At 70.9% G+C, this 19,648-nt stretch carries 15 protein-coding genes; 9 read left to right on the forward strand and 6 right to left on the reverse strand.

What is annotated here, in order from left to right:
• Positions 1-8 precede the first annotated feature (8 nt).
• Positions 9-449 (reverse strand): hypothetical protein, encoded by a 441-nt coding sequence (locus tag D7D52_RS21480; protein WP_162958461.1) that lies wholly within the window; start codon positions 447-449, stop codon positions 9-11.
• A 250-nt stretch (positions 450-699) separates the two neighbouring features.
• On the opposite strand from D7D52_RS21480, the gene D7D52_RS21485 reads away from it, so the two are divergent.
• The 4 genes from D7D52_RS21485 to D7D52_RS21500 all read left to right on the forward strand — a co-directional run bounded on the left by D7D52_RS21485 (position 700) and on the right by D7D52_RS21500 (position 7,020).
• The gene (locus D7D52_RS21485; RefSeq protein ID WP_120739044.1) at positions 700-1,188 is read left to right on the forward strand and encodes a universal stress protein; all 489 of its coding nucleotides are present in this window, start codon (positions 700-702) and stop codon (positions 1,186-1,188) included.
• Between the two features lie 142 nt (positions 1,189-1,330).
• Positions 1,331-2,422 carry an isochorismate synthase gene (locus tag D7D52_RS21490; RefSeq protein WP_120739047.1) on the forward strand — a complete coding sequence of 364 codons (1,092 nt, stop codon included), beginning with the start codon at positions 1,331-1,333 and terminating at the stop codon, positions 2,420-2,422.
• 151 nt (positions 2,423-2,573) lie between these two features.
• Positions 2,574-2,744: a DUF2613 domain-containing protein gene (locus D7D52_RS21495; RefSeq protein WP_120739049.1), complete on the forward strand. Its 171-nt coding sequence runs from the start codon at positions 2,574-2,576 to the stop codon at positions 2,742-2,744.
• Positions 2,725-7,020, forward strand: coding sequence for an alpha-(1->3)-arabinofuranosyltransferase domain-containing protein (locus tag D7D52_RS21500; RefSeq protein WP_425464559.1), 4,296 nt, complete (start codon positions 2,725-2,727; stop codon positions 7,018-7,020). Before D7D52_RS21495 ends, D7D52_RS21500 begins: the two co-directional genes overlap by 20 nt.
• Before the next feature lie 13 nt (positions 7,021-7,033).
• Here the strand turns inward: D7D52_RS21500 and D7D52_RS21505 are convergent, their stop codons facing one another.
• The gene (locus D7D52_RS21505) at positions 7,034-8,188 is read right to left on the reverse strand and encodes an acyltransferase family protein (RefSeq protein WP_120744335.1); all 1,155 of its coding nucleotides are present in this window, start codon (positions 8,186-8,188) and stop codon (positions 7,034-7,036) included.
• A 186-nt stretch (positions 8,189-8,374) separates the two neighbouring features.
• On the opposite strand from D7D52_RS21505, the gene pgfA reads away from it, so the two are divergent.
• From pgfA to D7D52_RS21520, 3 genes are all read left to right on the forward strand, one after another.
• The gene (pgfA, locus tag D7D52_RS21510; RefSeq protein WP_120739053.1) at positions 8,375-9,535 is read left to right on the forward strand and encodes a cell envelope lipid trafficking protein PgfA; all 1,161 of its coding nucleotides are present in this window, start codon (positions 8,375-8,377) and stop codon (positions 9,533-9,535) included.
• A gap of 104 nt (positions 9,536-9,639) precedes the next feature.
• Complete coding sequence (locus tag D7D52_RS21515) at positions 9,640-11,097, forward strand: polysaccharide biosynthesis protein (protein WP_120744336.1); 1,458 nt, start codon at positions 9,640-9,642, stop codon at positions 11,095-11,097.
• A 73-nt stretch (positions 11,098-11,170) separates the two neighbouring features.
• Positions 11,171-13,063 (forward strand): MmpA family trehalose lipid delivery protein, encoded by a 1,893-nt coding sequence (locus tag D7D52_RS21520; RefSeq protein WP_425464689.1) that lies wholly within the window; start codon positions 11,171-11,173, stop codon positions 13,061-13,063.
• A gap of 51 nt (positions 13,064-13,114) precedes the next feature.
• On the opposite strand, the gene D7D52_RS21525 is transcribed toward D7D52_RS21520, so the two are convergent.
• The gene (locus tag D7D52_RS21525; RefSeq protein WP_120739055.1) at positions 13,115-14,284 is read right to left on the reverse strand and encodes a glycosyltransferase family 4 protein; all 1,170 of its coding nucleotides are present in this window, start codon (positions 14,282-14,284) and stop codon (positions 13,115-13,117) included.
• A gap of 207 nt (positions 14,285-14,491) precedes the next feature.
• Here D7D52_RS21525 and D7D52_RS21530 point away from each other — a divergent pair, with 207 nt between their 5' ends.
• Positions 14,492-15,328, forward strand: a complete 837-nt coding sequence (locus D7D52_RS21530) for a class I SAM-dependent methyltransferase (protein ID WP_120739057.1) — start codon at positions 14,492-14,494, stop codon at positions 15,326-15,328.
• Here the strand turns inward: D7D52_RS21530 and D7D52_RS21535 are convergent.
• Both D7D52_RS21535 and D7D52_RS21540 read right to left on the reverse strand, forming a co-directional pair.
• A complete protein-coding gene (locus tag D7D52_RS21535) occupies positions 15,290-15,592 on the reverse strand; it encodes a hypothetical protein (protein WP_120739059.1) in 303 nt (100 codons plus the stop codon). The genes D7D52_RS21530 and D7D52_RS21535 overlap by 39 nt on opposite strands.
• Before the next feature lie 224 nt (positions 15,593-15,816).
• Complete coding sequence (locus D7D52_RS21540; protein ID WP_246023208.1) at positions 15,817-16,020, reverse strand: hypothetical protein; 204 nt, start codon at positions 16,018-16,020, stop codon at positions 15,817-15,819.
• A 239-nt stretch (positions 16,021-16,259) separates the two neighbouring features.
• Here D7D52_RS21540 and D7D52_RS21545 point away from each other — a divergent pair, with 239 nt between their 5' ends.
• The gene (locus tag D7D52_RS21545) at positions 16,260-17,693 is read left to right on the forward strand and encodes an aldehyde dehydrogenase (protein ID WP_120739061.1); all 1,434 of its coding nucleotides are present in this window, start codon (positions 16,260-16,262) and stop codon (positions 17,691-17,693) included.
• A 123-nt stretch (positions 17,694-17,816) separates the two neighbouring features.
• Here the strand turns inward: D7D52_RS21545 and D7D52_RS21550 are convergent, their stop codons facing one another.
• Positions 17,817-19,643, reverse strand: a complete 1,827-nt coding sequence (locus D7D52_RS21550) for a phosphoenolpyruvate carboxykinase (GTP) (RefSeq protein ID WP_120739063.1) — start codon at positions 19,641-19,643, stop codon at positions 17,817-17,819.
• Positions 19,644-19,648 lie beyond the last annotated feature (5 nt).

Genomic DNA, 19,648 nt, shown 5'->3' on the forward strand with positions numbered 1-19,648 from the left:
GGGACCGTTCACAACACCGCTTCGGTGGCCGCGACCACCTCGGAGAGCAGGGGCAGGGATTCCTCGCGCTGGGGTGCGCGCGCCCACCAGCGGCCCTCGTGGGTGTGGCGGCCGAATCCGGTGGGCAGGATGACATTACTGCGATGCGGACCGATGTCGACGCTGTTGCGTTCGAGCAGTTCGAGGCGTTCGTCGGAGGGATAGCCGTCGAAGACCGCCAGGAAGGTGCGGCGCGGCGGCTTGTCGCGGACCAGCACCGGGCCCGGGATCCCGCGACCGACCAGTTCGTCAAGGATCAAGGCGCCCAACGGTTCCGGCGTGTTCAGGGCCGCGATCGTGTCGACCAGCGGGAGCACCACGAATCCCGGGGTGGTCACGTGCACGTAGGGCAGACCGAACAGGGAGCGGTACACGCGCGCCCACTCCTGCGGGGTCGTCAGCTCGTCCAACCGCACATTCCACCCCTCGTTCGGGCCCAGCTCCAACGACGGCGATGTCGGTCGTCCGCACCCACCGGCATTCGGTAAAGGGACACTTGTCAGTGAAAACCCGTATCCCACATCCCACCACCGGTTTGGGTGAATCGTTCGCAAACTGTGGAGAACTTGGAACGTGGCGCGCGTTGTCGAGACGGCTGAACAGTCTGTTCGCGGGGTAGCCTCTGGGGTAGAGACAGACGTACCTACCAGGAGGTTCGTCATGCCGTGCGACGTCATGCTGATCGCCTACGACGGGTCCGAGAACGCCCGCCGGGCTGTCGAATACGCGGGCCGGTTCCTGGCCGCGGACCGGGCGGTGGTGCTGACCGCATGGGAGCCGATGGTGCGGCAGGCCGCGCGCCTGTCCGGGCTGTCGGGGGTGATGCAGCCCGAATGGATGACCGACGACGAGATCGAGGACATCGCCCTGGTGGACGCCAGGAACATCAATGCCGAGGGCGTACGGCTGGCCAAACTGGCCGGAATCAATGCCGAGGCGCGCACCGTGGAATGCACCACCACCATCTGGAACGCCATCGTCGAGGTGGCCGACGAGCTGAACGTGGACATCATCGTGGCGGGCACCCGCGGCGCCACCGGCATCCGCGCCCTCATGCACTCCAGCGTCGCGGACGCCGTCCTCAAGCACTGCCATCGGCCGGTGCTGCTGGTGCCGCCGGGACGCGAACCCGACCCGAAACCGGCCTAGCGCGCCGATTCGGCACGCGTGAGTTGTTGCGGGAAATGTGCTGGGCCGCAGGGCGATACCCCCGCGCTCCCGTGGGGGCCGGTGAGAGATGCGTCGCTCCCCGGGCTCGGCCGGCCGGGCGCGGGACTATGGTCGAAGCATCATGGACGGATTTCTGCTCGCGACGCCGGACGGTGTCGTCCGCACCTCGGGCGCCCGGGCCGGCTTCGATACGGCGGCGGCCGCCGCGGCGGCGCTGCGCTCCGGCGCGGCCGAGCTGATCGTCGGCGCGCTGCCCTTCGATCCCCGCCGTCCCGCCGCCCTGGTCGCGCCCGAGCGGGCCGCGCACACCGCCGGCCCGTGGCGGCCCGCGGCGCTGCCGGAGCTGCCCGAGGTCCGGGTCGTCTCCGAAATTCCCAGTGCCGCAGAGCATGTCGCGCGCGTCACCAAGCTGGTGGCACAGCTGGGCGATCCGGCGCAGCCGCTGCGCAAGGTGGTCGCTGCCCGCTCGCTGCTGGCCACCGCCGCGGCGCCGCTGGAGGCGGAGGTGATCGCCGGACAGCTGGTGACGCGGCATCCGCGCGCCGCCGTCTACGCCGTCGATCTGTCGCCGGCGGGCCGGCCCGGCGAGGCGCTGATCGGCGCGACCCCGGAAATGCTGATCTCCCGGCACGGCCGCGCGGTCGCCCTGCATCCGCTGGCCGGCACCCTGCCCCGGCTCGCCGATCCGGACGCCGATGCCGCCCAAGCCCGAGATTTGCTGGCCAGCAGCAAGAATCGCGAGGAGCACGCCTACGTCATCGACTGGATCCGGGAACGGCTGGCACCGGTCTGCGTCGAACTGAGCATCCCCGACGGCCCCGAACTGCTGTCCACCCCCGAGGTCTGGCATCTCGCCACCCCCATCCGCGGCCGCCTGCGCGATCCGGCCACCACCGCCCTGGACCTGGCCGTCCTGTTGCACCCGACCCCGGCGGTCTGCGGCACCCCGACCGACCTCGCCCTCGACGCCATCGCCGACCTGGAAGGCGACCGCGGCTTCTACGGCGGCGCGGTCGGCTGGTGCGACGCCGCCGGCGACGGCGACTGGTACGTGGCCATCCGCTGCGCCGAACTCTCCGCCGACGCCCGCACCCTGCGCGCCTTCGGCGGCGGCGGCATCGTCGCCGCCTCCGACCCGGACACCGAACTGGACGAGACCACCGCCAAACTCCGCACCTTCCTCGGCGGACTGCGCTGCGCGATCCCGCACTAGGCTCGGCCGCGGCCGAATGCCGAGGTGACAACCCACGGCGGCGCGCAGTCGGCCGCCGAAGGTTCGGACCGGCGCGCGAGTCCGCTAGAGTGCCGGGGAGGCGGAGCCGTTGGGCTCCCGTGACGTTGCGTCCGATGTTGGGAGTACCGCGATGAAGTTTGCCGTTCCTGGTGCAGCGAGTGCTGTCGGTGGCGCCCTGGTCGGGCTGGCGGCGATCCTGATCATCACCATGGCGGCGTCGCAGGACAAGCGCCCCGATATCGACCGCAGCGGCGACGCGGGCTCGTCGCTGCTGAACAACGTTGAGTACGGCTCGCGCTGACCGGCTGACCTCCGAACCAGGCCAACCCGAAGACGTACAGTCCGACGCGACCGGTCCGGGCCCGGACCGGTCACCGCACACCGCACCGCTGGGCCGGCGCTGGCTGCTCGGCAGTGTGCTCGTCGCGTTCCTGCTGACGTTCCTGCAAGCGCCCGGGCAGACCGTCGCCGACACCAAATACGATCTGGCGCAGAATCCGCTCGGCTTCCTCTCCCGCGCCTCCCACCTGTGGAGCAGCCAGGCCCCGATGGGGCAGGTGCAGAACCAGGCCTACGGCTACTTCTTCCCGCACGGCGCGTTCTTCTCGCTCGGGCATGTGCTGGGCCTGCCGGGCTGGGTGACCCAGCGCATCTGGTGGGCGCTGCTGCTGCTCGCCGGATTCTGGGGCATCGTGCGGCTGTGCGAGACGCTCGGACTGGGCAGCCGCGGGTCCCGGGTGATCGCCGCGATCGCGTTCGCGCTGTCGCCGCGCGTGCTCACCACCCTCGGTTCCATCTCCTCCGAGACGCTGCCGATGATGCTCGCGCCCTGGGTCCTGCTGGCCCCGGCGGCGCTGGGCGTCGCGATGAAAAAGGCCGGGGATTCGACCGATTCGTTCCCGCGGCGCGGGATGGCGACCCCCGCGGGCAGCGCGCTCGCCCTCGCCCTGATGGGTTCGGTGAACGCGGTGGCCACCGCCGCGGCGTTCCTGCCCGCCGCGCTGTGGTGGATCTCCTACAAACCCAACCGCCTGTGGTGGCGCTTCACCCGCGCCTGGATTCCGCTGCTGGCACTGGGCACGTTCTGGTGGGTGGTGCCACTGCTGTTGCTGGGCAAGGTGAGTCCGCCGTTCCTGGACTACATCGAATCCTCCGGCGTGACCACGCAGTGGGCCGCGCTCGGTGAGGTGCTGCGCGGCACCGACAGCTGGACCCCGTTCGTCTCCCCGGAACGCATCGCGGGCGCGGTGCTGGTCACCCAGCCCGCCGCGGTGCTGGCCACCGGCATGCTGGCGGCGGCCGGAATGGCCGGGCTGGCACTGCGATCCATGCCGCACCGCGGACGGCTCGTGCTGATCCTGCTGGTCGGGCTGGTCGGCATCTGCGCGGGCTACGCGGGCGAACTCGGCGGCCCGTTCGCCGAGCAGGTGCGGATCTTCCTGGACTCCGGCGGCGCACCGCTGCGCAACGTGCACAAGCTGGAACCGCTCATCCGGCTGCCGCTGGTGCTGGGCCTGGCGCACCTGCTGAGCCGGGTGCCGCTGCCGGGTTCGGTGCCGATGCCGGTGTGGCGCAGGGCCTTCGCGCATCCCGAACGCGACCGGATGGTGGCGGTGGGCGCGCTCATCCTCACCGCGCTGGCCCTGTCCACCTCGCTGGCCTGGACCGGCAAGCTCGCGCCCAGCGGCGCCTACGACAAGGTGCCCGGCTACTGGCGGCAGACCGCGGACTGGTTGGCGCACAACGCTTCCGACACCCGCGCGCTCGTGGTGCCGGGCGCCCCGTTCGGCAGTCAGATCTGGGGTTTGACCCGGGACGAACCGCTGCAAGCGCTGGCGAGCACGCCGTGGGCGGTACGGGACGCGGTGCCGCTCAATCCGCCCGGCGCGATTCGGGCCATGGATTCGGTGCAGCGGCTCATCGCCGACGGCCGGCCCTCGGCGGGCCTCGCGGCCACGTTGACCGGGCAGGGCATCGGAACCCTGGTGCTGCGCAACGATCTCGACCCCGACACCTCGCGCTCCACGCGGCCGATGCTGGCGCATCGGACCATCGAGGGCTCGCCCGGACTGACCAAGGTCGCGCAGTTCGGCGACCCGGTCGAGACCGGCCGAGTGGAAGGTCTGGTGGCGGACGGGGATCTGCGCCCGGCCTACCCCGCCGTCGAGATCTATCGCGTCGAGACGAAGGCGCCCGGCACGCCCGCCGAGGTGCGCGGCGGCGTCGGTGCGCCGCCCGGTTTTCCGGGCGCGTTCACCGTGCCCCTCGACAGCATCCCCGTGGTCCAGGGCGGTCCCGAAGTGGTGGAACGGTTGCGCCGCAATCCCGCGACGCCCGCCGGGCCGACCCTGCTGGCCGCCGACGCCGCCACCGCCGGACTGCCTGCCGACGGCGTCACCCTCACCGACACCCCCATGGACCGGGAGGCCGACTTCGGGCGCGTCGACAACCACGATTCGGCCCTGCGCGCCCCGGGGGACGCCCGCCGCACCCACAATCTGGTCCCCGACTATCCGGTGTACGGCGCACAGCTGGTGGAGGGCGAATGGTCGGGCGCGACCGTCACCGCCTCCAGCGCCGCCGGGGACGCCACCCAGCTCGGCGGGGCCGCACCCGGCAGCTCCACCGCGGCCGCCGTGGACGGCGACCCGGCCACCTCCTGGATCTCCAACGGCGCCGAACACGCGGTCGGACAATGGCTTCGACTGGACCTCGACAAGCCGGTCACCTCCGCGGTGCTGCGGCTGACCACCAGCGCGGCCGCCATCGGCAGCCCGGTGAAATGGGTGGAGGTCGAGACCGCCAAGGGCACGGTCGCCGCGCGCATCACCGAACCCGATACGCCGGTGTCGATCTCGCTGCCTCCGGGCCGCACCGACTGGATCAAGATCACCGCCATTCATACCGAAGACGGCAGTGCCGGTGGGCAATTCGGGATCAGCGAGGTCAGCGTGGACGACTACGCCGACCGCGACAATCCGGTGACCCTCGACATCCGCCACCGCACCGTGCTGCCGCCCGCACCCGCCGGCGCCGCGGTCCGCGGCTGGGACCTCGGCCAGGAATTCCCCGGCCGCAGCGCGTGTTTCGACTCCCCCGACCGGGTCCGCTGCGCCAAGGGCCTGGCGCTGGCCGCCGAGGAGCCGGGCCTGTTCGAGCGCACGCTCCAGGTGCCGCAGCCGGTCACGGTGACCCCCGACCTGATCGTGCACACCCGCCCCGGCCCGGCGCTGGAGGCGCTGCTGACCGATCCGGACCGGCCGATCGCGCGCGGGCAGGCCGATGTCGCCGATCCGCGCGGCTCCGCCCTGGCCGCCACCGACGGCGACCCGCGCACCAGCTGGACCGCGCCGGAGACCGCTGTGCGCAACCCGGCCGGCGCGAAACCCACGCTCACCATCGAACTTCCGGCCCCGACACTGGTGACCGGGCTGGCGGTGACGCCCTCGCGCGGCGATCTGCCCGCCCACCCCACCTCGATCTCGGTGAACCTCGGCGACGGCCCGCAGGTGCGCGCGGTGAACCCGAACGCCGGGGCGCAGAGCCGGGTGGAGCTGCACCCGTTCGTCACCGACCGCATCGAGGTCAGCATTCAGAGCTGGGACCCGGTACTCGACCGCACCGCACTGGGTTTCGCGCAGGAGCAGCCGCCGGGCCTGGCCGAGGTGACCGTGCTCGGGCCCGACTATCCGGCGCCCGCGGACCCCGACCGCCAGATCACCGTCGACTGCGCACACGGCCCCACCATCGCCGCGGCAGGCCGCACCCTGCACACCACCGTGACCGCCGCCGCCGCCGAATTGCTCTCCGGCGCACCGGTGCCGGCGACAGTCTGCGCGGTGGACGACACCCCGGAGTCCGGGAACAGCGGTGACGCGAGTATCGAATTCCCCTCCGGGCGAGTGGATGTCGCGGTCGCGCCGACCGACCTGTTCACCGTCGACGAGCTGCGCCTCGACCGCACCCCTGCCCTGCCGCCGGTCGCGGATCCGAACGGCGCCGGCGGCCCCCAGGTCCTGGTACTGCCTTTGAGCACCAATGTCGGGTGGCAGGCGACAGCGGCCGACGGCACCGCGTTGAAACCGCTGGTGATCAATGGCTGGCAGCAGGCGTGGCTGGTGCCGCCCGGCACCAAGGGCCCGATCACCGTCGCGTTCCCCATCGATCGCTGGTATCGGCTGGCCATCTTCGGCGGCCTGCTCTTGCTGATTCCGCTTGCGGTGCTTGCCTTCCGGGGCGCGCGGTCGCCGGTCCGCGACGACGGTCCCCCGCCGCGGCCGTGGCGCAGTCGCACGCTCGCGGGGCTGGGACTCGCGGCCGCGGCCACCCTCATCGCGGGGCCGATCGTCTTGGCGCTCACCGGGATCGGGCTGCTGATCGACCACCTCCGCCTGCGTCGGTGGCCTCGAATCCTGGTCGCCCTCGCCGGCGGCGGCACCGCGGTGTGCGCGGCGGCGCTGTCGACCGGCCCGTGGCGCTCGCTGGAGGGTTATGCCGGCGGCTCGCTGTGGGTGCAGTTCCCGGCGCTGGTCGCGGTGCTCGCGGTCGGTCTCGCGGCGCTGCCGGACCGGCGCTGAAACGCGCTGTGGCTCAACCGAAGCGGCGGCGCGTCCACTGCCGCACCGGTTCCTCGATCAGCGCGAAACTGGCGGCGGCCAGCGGCAGCGTGAAGGCGACCGTCAAGACGTAGACGATGACGAAATGTCCCCGGAACGGCACGATGCCGAACACCGGGAAGATGATCGACAGCACGGCCAGGTGCCAGATGAAGATGCCGTAGGACCAGCGGCCCAGCGTCGCGGCCACCCGGCCGCGGAGAAACCGGTGCGGCCGGTCCGGCCGCAGCACCAGCGGGGCCAGCAGCCCGAAGCCGATCACCGCGCCCAGCGCCATCTTCATGGCGTACTGCCACGGCTGCCCGTGTTTCAATCCCGGCGGACCGGCCAGATCGGTGGCGGCCAGCAGCATGGCCGCCAGCGCGAGCGGCCACATCAGCCACTGGTTGCCCGCGATCCGACGCCAGCGCGGGGCGGGCAGGCCGGCGAGCTCCGCCAGCAGCATGCCGGTCGCGAACCACGGCAGATAGCCGGGCAGCCAGTTGTCGGCGTGAATGCCCTCGGGGGTCGGCACCGGCAGCAGATTCCAGCCCAGACACAGCAGCCCGAGCCCGAGCACCACCGGCACCCGATACCGCGCCCGCTCGCCGCGCAACCACACCGCGGCCCCCGCCAGCAGCGGAAGCACCAGGTAGAACGCCACTTCCACCGAGAGGCTCCACATCTGGGTGAGCCCGTCGGTCAGCGTGAACGGCACGAACACCTGCAGCAGCGCGAGATTGGACACCCACACCCGCAGCCCGGCGGTGTGCGCGGCATTGGGCAGCAGGATCAGCGCCGCGCACACCACCACCCAGTAGGCGGGCAGGATGCGAGCCGCGCGATGCAGCAGATACCGCCCGGCGCCCGGCGCCTCCCGCAGCCCCCGGGCCGCATCGGCGTGCGGCCGCCACAGCAGGAACCCCGACAGCGCGAAGAACACCGCGACCGCCATGTCGAATCGCTCCCACACCCGGCCCAGCAGCGGCTGCCCGGTCGCGCCGGTCTGGAATGCCACGTGGGTGAGCACCACGCCCAGCGCGGCCAGCGCGCGCATGCCCTCGAGCGCCGGGACGAAGCGGCCGAGCCGGAGTTCGGCCGGTACGCCGCCGGAAACGGGGCGCGCCGGGGGGTGCTGGGTGGTGGTCATCGGGGACCAGTGTGCCTTGTACCCCTTCAGGTGAGCATTCGCCATTCGACCGGCGGGAGATTCGGGGTGTTTTCCTGCCTCGGCCGCACTCTTGGACCGCTCGGACTGTTAGTGTCTGGGCTCACGAGTGCTGCGCGGCGACCGCAGGACTGTAGATACACGTGTTCGACGACGAGGAGAACCTGCATGGCACTCAGTGCCGGTACCCGAAGGACGGTGGCCTGCGTACTCGTGGGAATCGGTGCGATGCTGCTCGTCGCCGCCATCATGATCCCCACCTATACGGTGAGCCGCCTCGCGAAGACCCCGCTGGACCTGGAGATCACGACCGTCGCGACCAACCCGCAGAACGGCGCCCCCAGTGAGGTCCTCGACGCGAAGTCCCTGACCGCGCCCACGGGTGCGGCGAAGGTGGACCAGAACGTGCCGCTGGTGTCGCAGCGCTTCCTCACCGTCGAAAACCCCTCCAACGCTTCGGAAATGACCATTCAGGCCGGTCAGACGCTGCGTCGCACCGACAAGCAGGGCGATACCGGGCTGCTGACCGCGACCATCGACCGGGTCACCGTGGACCGCAAGACCGGGCAGCCGGTGGACTCCGTGGACGGCGGCCCCAACGGCGCCATCGCGGTGACGGTCGACAAGAAGGGCGAGAGCGTCATGGACCCGGTGCAGCACACCGGTCTCCAGTACCGCTTCCCCATCGGCACCGACAAGAAGTCGTACCCGTACTTCGACCTGAACGCGCGGAAGACCTACGACATCAACTACGTCGAAGAGACCGAGATCAACAACCTGAAGGTTTACCACTTCCAGCAGACCGTTCCGGTCACCGATCTCTCCACCGTCGCCAACTCGCCGACCAACAAGCTGAGCCTGCCCGCCGCCAAGTGGGGCGTGGACGGCGACGGCGACGTCACCATGGCGCGCTTCTACACCAACACCCGCGACCTGTGGATCGAGCCGGAGACCGGCACGGTCATCAAGGGCCAGGAGCAGATTCACCTCTACTACGCCCGCAGCGGCGACAAGCCCGAGGTGACCGCCCTGAAGTCGACCCTGGTCTTCGACGAGAACACCATCGAATCGCAGATCTCGGTCGCCAAGGACAATATGGACAAGCTGGCGCTGTACGGCCGCATCCTGCCCATCGTCTTCGGCGTCCTCGCCGCGATCTTCCTGATCGTCGGCATCCTGCTCGGCCTGCTCGGCGGCAAGAACGACAACGGTCGCACCCCGGTGCGCCGGCCCGCCCCGGCGCCCGCGCCCGCCCCGGCCGGCGGTCCGTCCGGCGGCGGCGACTTCGCCCCCCCGACCCAGCAGATCGACATGAACAAGCGGCCCTAGCGCCCCGGTTCCCCGAGCGGCCCAGCATCTTCCAGATGCTGGGCCGCTGTCGTTCCCGGCGCCGGGAGGGGCTCACCGGCGGGTGCGCCGCGCTGGATGGCAGCATGGCGGGCGTGTCTGCCGTTCGCCGTCTACCCGTGGTCAAGGACCTGACCTTGGTGACGGCGGGGGCGATGACCGCGAACGTGGCCGGATACCTGCTGCAACTGCTGGCCAGCCGCTGGCTGGGGGTGAGCGGATACAGCGGCTTCGCGAGCCTGCTGGCCGTGCAGATGCTGTGCGCGGTACCCGCGCTCGCCCTGCAGAACGTGGTCGCCCGCGAAGTGGTGCGCGGTGCGCCGGTGCACGCCGCCCGCGCCCTGACCCTGCGATGCGCGGGCCTGGTGGCGGCCGCCGCGCTGCTGTTGATCCCCGCGGTGGCCCTGGGTCTGAAGGTGAGCGTGATCGCCTCGGCCGGCGCCCTGTGCTCCGCGCCGATGCTGGTGGTGCTGGCCGGCGAACAGGGGATTCAACAGGGACGCAGCAAGTTTCGCGAACTGGCGACCGTCCTCGGCGGAGCGGCCGTGCTGCGGGTGCTGCCCGCGGTGGTGGTGCTGGCCTGCGGCTCGGGCACGGCCCCCACACTCTGGGCGGCCGCGGCGGGCACGACCCTGGCCGCCGTCATCGCCCGCAAGGTATCCGATGCGGCCGTGCCGGTGCGGACGAGCGGCGTGCCCGGCCCCGGCACGGCGGACCGTCCGACGCCTCGCGCCGACAACGAGGACAGCGTCGCGCTTGGCGGCGACGCGACGGACAGTGTCACGCCAGGCGGCGACGCCCACGGTATGGCGACCGGCACGGTTGCGGCGGACGGTGTCGTGCCGGGAACCGTTGCGGCAGCGGCGGTTTCGGCCGTCGGGGGTGGGTGGGGTGCGAGTTCCGGGGTGGGCTGGGGGCTGGGTGTCGCAGCCGTGTTTCGCGCGGTGCAGGTCCAGGCGGCGCTGACGGCGCTGTCGCAGGCGGATCTGCTGATCGCGCGAATGGTGCTGGACGAGAACGATGCTGGGCGATACGCGCTGGGGGCCATCGCGACCAAGATCGCGTTCTGGCTGCCGCAGGCGGTGGGGGTGGTGCTGTATCCGCGCATGGCCCAGCCGCAGCACTCCGCGCGGGCGATGCGCTCGGCGCTGGCGGTGCTGGTCGGCATCGGCGGGGTCACCGTGGCCGGGGCCGCGATCGCCGCCCCGCTGGCGCCGCTGTTCGCCGGGCGGGACTACGCGCCGATAGAGGGACTGCTGTGGCTGTTCGCGCTCGAGGGTGCGCTGCTGGCGGTGTTGCAGGCGGCACTGCTGTCGGCGATCGCGACGGATCGGACAGCGCCGGCCGCGATCACCTGGATCGGTTTGGGGGCGGGCGTGGCGGCCATGCTGACCTGCGCGCATTCGGTGCTGTCGCTGATCGTCGTCGCCACCGCCACGGCCGCGGCGACCACGCTGGTGATCATCGGCGTGGCCTGGCGCGCCGCGCGGGACGGCGCGGATCGGCCTTCGCCGGTCCCCGATCTCGGGGCGGGTGGAACGTAGGGTGCCGGATGTGAATTCGATCGGCCGCGAACCCGTGCGGGGCAGCGCACCCCTGCGGGGCCGCCGGCTCACGGTGGGCCGCGGGGTCCGGTGGCGCGGACTGATCCCGGCCGGCTACAGCCTGGCGCTGGCCGCGCTCGTGCTGGGTCCGCTGCTCGGCCCGGGCTATCTGCTGCTGCGGGACGCGGTCAGCACCCCGCGCTCGTATCTCACCGATTCCGCGCTCGGCCTGGGCGAGGCCGCCCCGCGCGCCGTCCCGCAGGACGCCCTGCTCGCCACCCTGTCCGCGGTGGTGGACGGCGGCATCGTCGTGAAAGCGATTCTGCTGGCGGCGCTCTGGCTGGCCGGGTGGGGCGCCGCGGCGCTGGCGCGCGAGACCCTGCGCGTCTCGCTCGGTCCGCAACTGGTGGCCGCCACCGTGGCCATCTGGAACCCGTATGTGGCCGAACGGCTGCTGCAAGGACATTGGAGTCTGCTCGCCGGTTACGCCGCGCTGCCGTGGATCGCCCTGCTGGCCGGACGATTACGCGCCGCTCCCCCGTCCGGCACCGCCGGAACCTGGGCCGCCCTGGTCGGCTGCCTGGCGGCGGCGGGCCTGACGCCGACCGGCTCGCTGCTGGCGGGCGCCCTGGCCCTCCTACTGGTCGGCAAGCGGAATGTGCCTGCCGCGGTGGCTTTCTGGATTCTCTCGGCGACGCCGTGGGTGGTCGCGACCGCGCTGTCGGGCAGCGGCGCCGCCCCCTCGGATCCCGCGGGAATCGCCGCCTTCGCCGCGCGCGCCGAACCCTGGCTGGGCACCGTGGGCAGTCTGGCGGGCCTGGGCGGCATCTGGAACAGCACCGCGGTACCGGATTCGCGCACAACGTTTTACGCGTTCGTCGGCACCGCGCTGCTGCTCGCGCTGGTGGCGACCGGGCTGCGCGCGGTGTGGCGCACCGGGACGCCGGCGCGGCGACTGATCTGGCTGGCGGCCGCGGTGATAGCGCTGCCCGCGCTCGGCGCGACCGGATGGGGTCTGTCGGCAGGCGAATTCCTGGTGACCCGGGTGCCCGGTGCGGGGCTGCTGCGCGACACCCAGAAGTACGTGGCCCTGGCCATGCCCGCGTACGCGCTGTGCGCGGCGGCGGGGTGCCGGGCGGTCGGGCGCTGGATCACCACGGCCGCAACGCCGACCGAGCCTTCGGCGGACTCCGGATTCCCCGCGGACTCTGCTTCGGCGACGGACTCCGCATCACCGGCAGGGCCCCCAGCATCGCCGGACCGAAGCGTCGGACGCTACCGAACTGGCAGGGCCGCAGCGGTTTTCATCGCGCTGCTGCTCATCGCGCTACCGGATCTGGCGTGGGGAGCTGCCGGGGCGCTGCGGCCGGTGCACTATCCGGCAGCCTGGCAGCGGGTGGCCGAGCTGACCGAGGGGCCGGGGGATGTCGCGGTGCTGCCGGGCGGGATGTTCCGCAGGTTCGCGTACTCCGGTGATGCCCCGGTCCTGGATCCGGCCCCGCGCATGCTGCGCCGAGATGCCTTGCAGACGGGGGAACTCCCAGTGCGCGGGGGTGTCGTGGCCGGGGAGAGCAAGCAGGCGCGGCGGGTGGAGAAGCTGCTGCTGCGCGGCGGGTCCGCGCGCGATCTGGCCGATCAGGGCGTGGGCTGGGTGCTGGTCGAGGGACGCACCCCCGGGCCCCTCGGCGATTCGAAAAACACGCTCGCGCAGTTGATTCCGGTCTACGGCGACGCCGATCTGCAGCTGTATCGGGTGCCGGGCGATATCAACGCCGAGGACGCCTCACCCGCGGATCGCCGCCTGTCCGGCGCCGCGCACCTGCTGTGGGCGACCCTGTTGATCGGCGGATTCCTCACCGCGGCAACGACTTCAGTCCTTCGGAAAACCGAGCGCGAAACCGACTCCGATCACGACGATGCTGACGAGCGCGATGACGGCGATGATCCACATACTTCGAAACTATGAGCCGTAGTACACCCGCTCACGGCGCTTTCGGCGAATTCGACCGGCGGCGAATCAGTCTCGCGCGGGCGCGATCAGACCGCTGACCCGTTCCCCGCGCGTCACCGCCGACAGCACCTGGTGGACGCCGTTTCCGGTTTGCTCCCAGGAGAATTCGCGGGCCCGCGCCCGCGCCTTCTCGCCCAGCACCGTGCGCGCCTCGCGGTCGTCGAGCAGTTCGCCGACGGCGGTGGTGAGCGTGGCGGCGTCGTCGACCAGCAGTCCGGTCACCCCGTCCACGATGGAATCGGTGAGCCCGCGCGAACTTCGGTAGCCGACCGTCGGCACGCCGTGCTGCGCCGCCTCGATGACCGCCAGCCCCCAGCCCTCCTTGCGAGAGGGCAGCACATGCACCCAGGCGCGGGCCAGCAGGCGATGCTTCTCGTCCTCGTCGACGTGGCCGTGGAAGGTGACGGCGTCGGCGATGCCGAGTTCATCGGCATGCGCGCGCAGGTTGTCGGCCCACCAGCCGCCGCCGATCACGTCCAGGCGCAGGTCCGGAATCCGGTGGCGCAGCCCGGCCACCACGGCCATGGCGTCCTCGATCTGCTTGTGCGGCACCAGGCGCGACAGCACCACGATGCTGGGATGCGCGGTGCGGGTGCCGTCGTCGCCGGCGGGGACGCGGGCCGGGATCGGCTCGGCGCCATTGCGCACCACCGCGATTCGCGTGCCGGCCACGCCGAGAGCTGTCAGTTCCTCGGCCGAGGGCAGCGAGACGGTCAGATACTGGTTGCGCCGGTGCACGCGCGGCGAGAGTGTCGATTCGATCCACCACCCGATCCGGCCGACCAGTCGCCCGGCCACCGGCCACTGCTCCCGATGCCCGTGATGCACCAGCACCACGGTCGGCGCGGCGGTGGCCAGGCGGGCGAAGAACGGAATCCCGTTCTGGGTGTCGATCACCGCGTCCGGCCGCAGGCCCGCGAGCGGGCCGATCCCGACCCGGCCCAGCGCGATCGCCGCCAGCGCCCGCGGATACACCGTGAAGCGACCGCCGCCCCGGCTGATCTCGATGCCGTCCACCGACTCCCGCCGCGCCGCCCCCGGATACCCGGCGGTCCGCAGCGTCACCTTCACTCCCCGCGCGGCCAGCTGCGCCCCGACCTGCTCGAGATACCGCTCGCTGCCCCCGCCCTGCGGATGCCCGGTGTCGCGCCAGCACAGCAGCAGCACTTCACGCACGGGCGAATCTCCAAGGTTCACGGGCGGTCGGACAGCCGACGGCGGACAGACAATGGGCTCCACCATATAGCCCGCACCTACGCCACGGGCCGACAGTGGTCATCCGACCTGCACGAGCGGCGTCGCCGCGGGCCGAACGAGGGGCGGCCGGCGACAGCGGGCCACGAGGTTGCCGGAGCGTCCGGTCGCTGTGCGAGACTGGCCGCCGTGCTTCGAGCTGAGCGGTCCACCACGCGACGTGCCGGGCAGCGCCCGCGATTCGCCCGCCGGGCGACGCTGTGCCGGTCGCTACGGCTGCTGGGCAGTTTCCGGTTCGAGCAGACCGATCCAGCCGTGTTCTACGGCGGCGTGGCCACCGATACCGCCGATCTGGTGGGCGACTTCTATCGGGATCTCACCGGCGAGTCGCTGCGCGGCACGATCGTGCTGGACGTGGGCGGCGGGCCGGGCTATTTCGCCGACGAGTTCGGCCGCGCGGGTGCGCGGTACCTGCCGGTCGAGCCGGACCCCTCGGAAATGCACGCGGCCGGGCTGCGGGTGGCGGGATCGGTCCGCGGCTCGGGGATGGCGCTGCCGTTTCGCGACGACGCGGTGCAGATCTGCATCTCCTCGAATGTGGCCGAGCACGTGCCGCAGCCGTGGCTGATGGCCGCGGAGATGCTGCGGGTCACGAAACCCGGTGGGCTGATGGTGTTCTCGTACACCGTGTGGCTGGGACCGTTCGGCGGCCACGAGACCGGCCCGTGGCACTACCTGGGCGGGGAGTACGCGGCGCGGCGGTATCGGCGCAAGCACGGGCGGGAGCCGAAGAACCGCTTCGGCCGTTCGCTGTTCGCGGTGCGGGCGGCCGACGGGCTGCGCTGGGCGCGCGACACCCCGGACGATATCGAGATTCTCGCGGTGTTCCCGCGCTATCACCCGCGCTGGGCCTGGTGGGTGGTGCGGGTGCCGGGACTGCGTGAGCTGTTGGTCAGCAACCTGGTGGTCGTCGCCACCAAGCGGGCGTCAGCGCTCGGCGAGCCCACGGCGGAAGATGCGGCGTAATCCGGTGCAGGGTTCGGGTTCGCCCCAGGGTGCCTCCTGGGTAGCCAACCCGACGGTCTCCATGGCGGTCAGGCCGACCTGACCGGCGAGGGCGTTCACCGTGGCTACCGCCTCGGCGGCCTGCAATGCGGCCGCGGCCTGTTCCAGCGTGAGGGTCCGCCCCGGGAGAAACGACACCACCCAGCCGCCCGAGCCGACGCTTTTCGCCTGATGCGGGGTGAGATCACTGGTCATCAGCGATCGATCCACTACTTGCACCGCCATGACTCGGACTCCCCTGTGCGGTAACGGTTCCTGTTTCGAACGAGCTATCCACGGTAGCTATAAAGCATGCTCGCTGCGCTCGTCGAATGCAATAGTGCGTTCGGTGAAAAGCGAACCGACAGGTTGGAATTCGATTTTCCGGAGTGCTGCCGGTTTGCCGCGAGTATGCGGAATCACTTGCGGCACTGCGCGTTCGATGCGGATCGACACCCGGGCGAGACGGATCAGTCCTCGGGCATCATGAGGCGCAACACCGGCTGACCCTGACGCACGGTCGGATACGTCGCCTCGGCCACCTCGACCCGCCATCCCGGCGGCAGCACCCGCGCCAGCTGGCCGGCGGCCCGCTGCATGGGGGTGCTGATGACGGGGGAGTCGATATCGGCCAGCTCGCCGAGGAGGAAGTCGTCCATGCGCACATCGGTCATACGGGGATCTACCTTTCGAAGAGCTAATACATAGCAACCAACCGGATAGGTGGAGAAAGGCGTGCTGAGGTGAGCATAGGCCACCGCCTGGCAACCCCGATTTCGAATCACGTTTTACCCCATGAGTAACAAGGCGACTTACAAACCGGAAAGTCCAATTTCAAAGAAGATCCCGGTCATCGGGACAAACACCGCATATGACCCGGACAGCGGAGGGGGCAAAACTGTAACGTGTTCTCATGGAGTACCAGAGTCTGTTCATCGGTGGTCAGTGGACTGCGCCGTCCAGCCCCGACACCCTGCCCGTCGTCTCGCCCGCAACCCTGGAAACCGTCGGCAGCGTGCCGGTCGTCACCCGCGCCGACGTCGACGCCGCGGTGGCCGCGGCCCGGCGGGCCTTCGACAGCGGACCCTGGCCGGCCACCCCGCCGGAGGAGCGCGCCGCCCTGCTGTCACGCGTCGTCGCGCTGCTGGACCAGAAGGCCGGGGACCTCACCGCCGCCCTCTCCGCGGAGATGGGCGCGCCCACCGTGACCGCGAGCACCCTCAACTACGTGCCCGCCCGCGCCACCCTGGACTACTACGCGGGACTGGGAAAGTCGTTCCCCTGGAACGAGACTCGCACCGGATTGTTCGGCACCACCCGGGTCTCGCGCGAACCGGTCGGTGTGGTCGCCGCCGTCATCGCCTGGAACGTGCCGCTGTTCCTGGCCGTCAACAAGCTCGCCCCCGCGCTGCTGGCCGGGTGCAGCGTGGTGCTCAAGCCCGCGCCGCTGACCCCGCTGGCGGCCAACCTGCTGGCCGACATCTTCGCCGAGGCCGGGCTGCCCGAGGGTGTGCTGTCGGTGCTGCCCGCCGAGGCCGACGCCTCCGAATATCTGGTCTCCCATCCCGGCGTCGACAAGGTGACCTTCACCGGCAGTTCCGCCGTGGGCCGCAAGATCGCGTCCATCGCGGGCAGCCAGCTCAAGCGGTGCTCGCTCGAGCTCGGCGGGAAGTCCGCGGCAATCCTGTTGCCGGACATGAACATCGAGCACATGCCCCAGCTCGCCTTCTCGGGTCTGATGAACAGCGGCCAGGCCTGCGTGGCCCAAACCCGCATCCTCGCCCCGCGCAGCCGCTACGACGAGATCCTCGAGGCCCTGAACGCCGCGATCGACCTGTTCCCCCTTGGTCTGCCCGACGATCCGGCCGCCCAACTCGGGCCGCTGATCTCCGAGAAGCAGCGCGAACGCGTCGAGGGCTACATCGCCAAGGGCAAGGACGAGGGCGCCCGCCTGATCCGCGGCGGCGACCGCCCCGCGGACCTGCCCGGCTGGTACGTGCGGCCGACGGTCTTCGCCGACGTCTCCAACTCCATGACCATCGCCCGCGAGGAGATCTTCGGACCCGTCCTCTCGGTCCTGCCCTACGACACCGAGGCCGAGGCCATCGCCCTCGCCAACGACAGCGACTACGGCCTCGCGGGCTCGGTGTGGACCACCGACATCGAACACGGCGCCACCGTCGCCGCCCAGGTCCGCACCGGCACCTACGCCATCAACTGGTACGCCTTCGACGCCTGCGCCCCCTTCGGCGGCTACAAAACCTCCGGCATCGGCCGCGAGAACGGCCCCGAGGGCCTCGACGCCTACTGCGAACAGAAGTCGTTGCTCATGCCCATGGGCACGTAAACCACCGCGTCAACGAAACAGGCTCGCCCGCACCATAAGTGCGGGCGAGCCTGTTTTGTCCTTGGGGGGCTGGCCCCGCTTGTCCCTTCGGGGGCGTGGGGGCGGAGCTCCCACGACCGGCCGTCAGGCCAAACGCTGCTTGAGCGCCTCGAACTCGTCGCGCAGCCCCGAGGGCAGCTTGTCGCCGATGAACTCGAACCACTCCTCGATGGAGGGGATCTCGTTCTTCCACTCGTCGACGTTCACCGCGAGGGCCTCATCGACGTCGGCGGCGTTCACGTCCAGCCCCTCGAGGTCGAGGTCGGCGGCATGCGGAACATTGCCGATCGGGGTGGCCTCGGCGTTCGCGGTGCCCTCGATGCGGCCGACGATCCACTCCAGCACGCGGGAGTTCTCGCCGAATCCGGGCCACAGGAAGCGGCCGTCGGCGCCACGCCGGAACCAGTTGACGTAGAAGATCTTCGGCAGCTGCTGCGCGTCGGCGTTCTTGCCGAGGGTGATCCAGTGGTTGAGGTAGTCACCCACGTGGTAGCCCATGAACGGCAGCATGGCCATCGGGTCGCGCCGGACGGTGCCGACCTTGCCCTCGGCGGCGGCGGTCTGCTCGGAGCCGACGGTGGCGCCCATGAACACGCCGTGCTGCCAGTCGAAGGACTCGGTCACCAGCGGGATGGTGGTCTTGCGACGACCGCCGAACAGGATGGCCGAGATCGGCACGCCCTGCGGGTCGTCCCATTCGGGAGCCAGGGTCGGGCACTGCGCCATCGGGGTGCAGTAGCGCGAGTTCGGGTGCGCGGCCAGGGTTTCCGACTCGCGCTCGTACCAGTCGTTGCCCTTCCAGTCGATGAGGTGGTCGGGGGTGCCCTCCAGGCCCTCCCACCACACATCGTTGTCGTCGGTCAGGGCGACGTTGGTGTAGACGGTGTTGCCGGCCTCCATGGTGGCCATGGCGTTCGGGTTCGAGCTGTGGTTGGTGCCGGGGGCGACACCGAAGAAGCCGAATTCCGGGTTGACGGCATATAGTCGGCCGTCCGCGCCGAAGCGCATCCAGGCGATGTCGTCGCCCAGGGTCTCGGCGCGCCAGCCCGGGACGGTCGGCTGGATCATGGCGAGGTTGGTCTTGCCACAGGCCGACGGGAACGCGGCGGCGATGTAGTAGTTCTTGTTCTCCGGCGAGATCAGCTTGAGGATCAGCATGTGCTCGGCCAGCCAGCCCTCGTCGTGCGCCATGGCGGAGGCGATGCGCAGCGAGTAGCACTTCTTGCCCAGCAGCGCGTTGCCGCCGTAACCCGAACCGTAGGACCAGATTTCGCGGTCCTCGGGGAAGTGGGTGATGTACTTGGTGTCGTTGCACGGCCACGGCACGTCGGCCTGGCCCTCGGCCAGCGGGGCGCCCACGGAGTGCAGGGCCTTCACGAACGGCTTGTCGGTGCCGATCTTCTCGAGCGCGGCCTGGCCCATGCGGGTCATGACGCGCATGGAGACGACCACGTACTCGGAGTCGGTGAGCTCCACGCCCAGCTTGGGGTCCTCGGCGCCGAGCGGGCCCATGCAGAACGGCACCACGTACATGGTGCGGCCCTTCATCGAGCCCCGGTAGAGCTCGGTCATGGTGGCGCGCATCTCGGTCGGGTCGACCCAGTTGTTGGTCGGACCGGCGTCGGCCTCGGTCTTGGAGCAGATGTAGGTGCGGGATTCGACGCGGGCGACGTCGGAGGGATCGGAGAGCGCCAGGTACGAGTTGGGCTTCTTCTTCTCGTTCAGCTTCTTGAAGGTGCCCGCGGCGACCAGCTGCTCGGAGAGGCGGACCGCTTCCTCCTCGGACCCATCCGCCCAGACCACGCGGTCGGGCTGGGTGAGTTCTGCGACCTCCTGTACCCAGGCAAGCAGTTCCTTGTGCTCGGTGGGCGCGGTGCCATCGTGAAGACCAGGAATGGTCGCTGAGGTCATGAAAA

Source organism: Nocardia yunnanensis, assembly GCF_003626895.1.
Lineage (GTDB): Bacteria > Actinomycetota > Actinomycetes > Mycobacteriales > Mycobacteriaceae > Nocardia > Nocardia yunnanensis.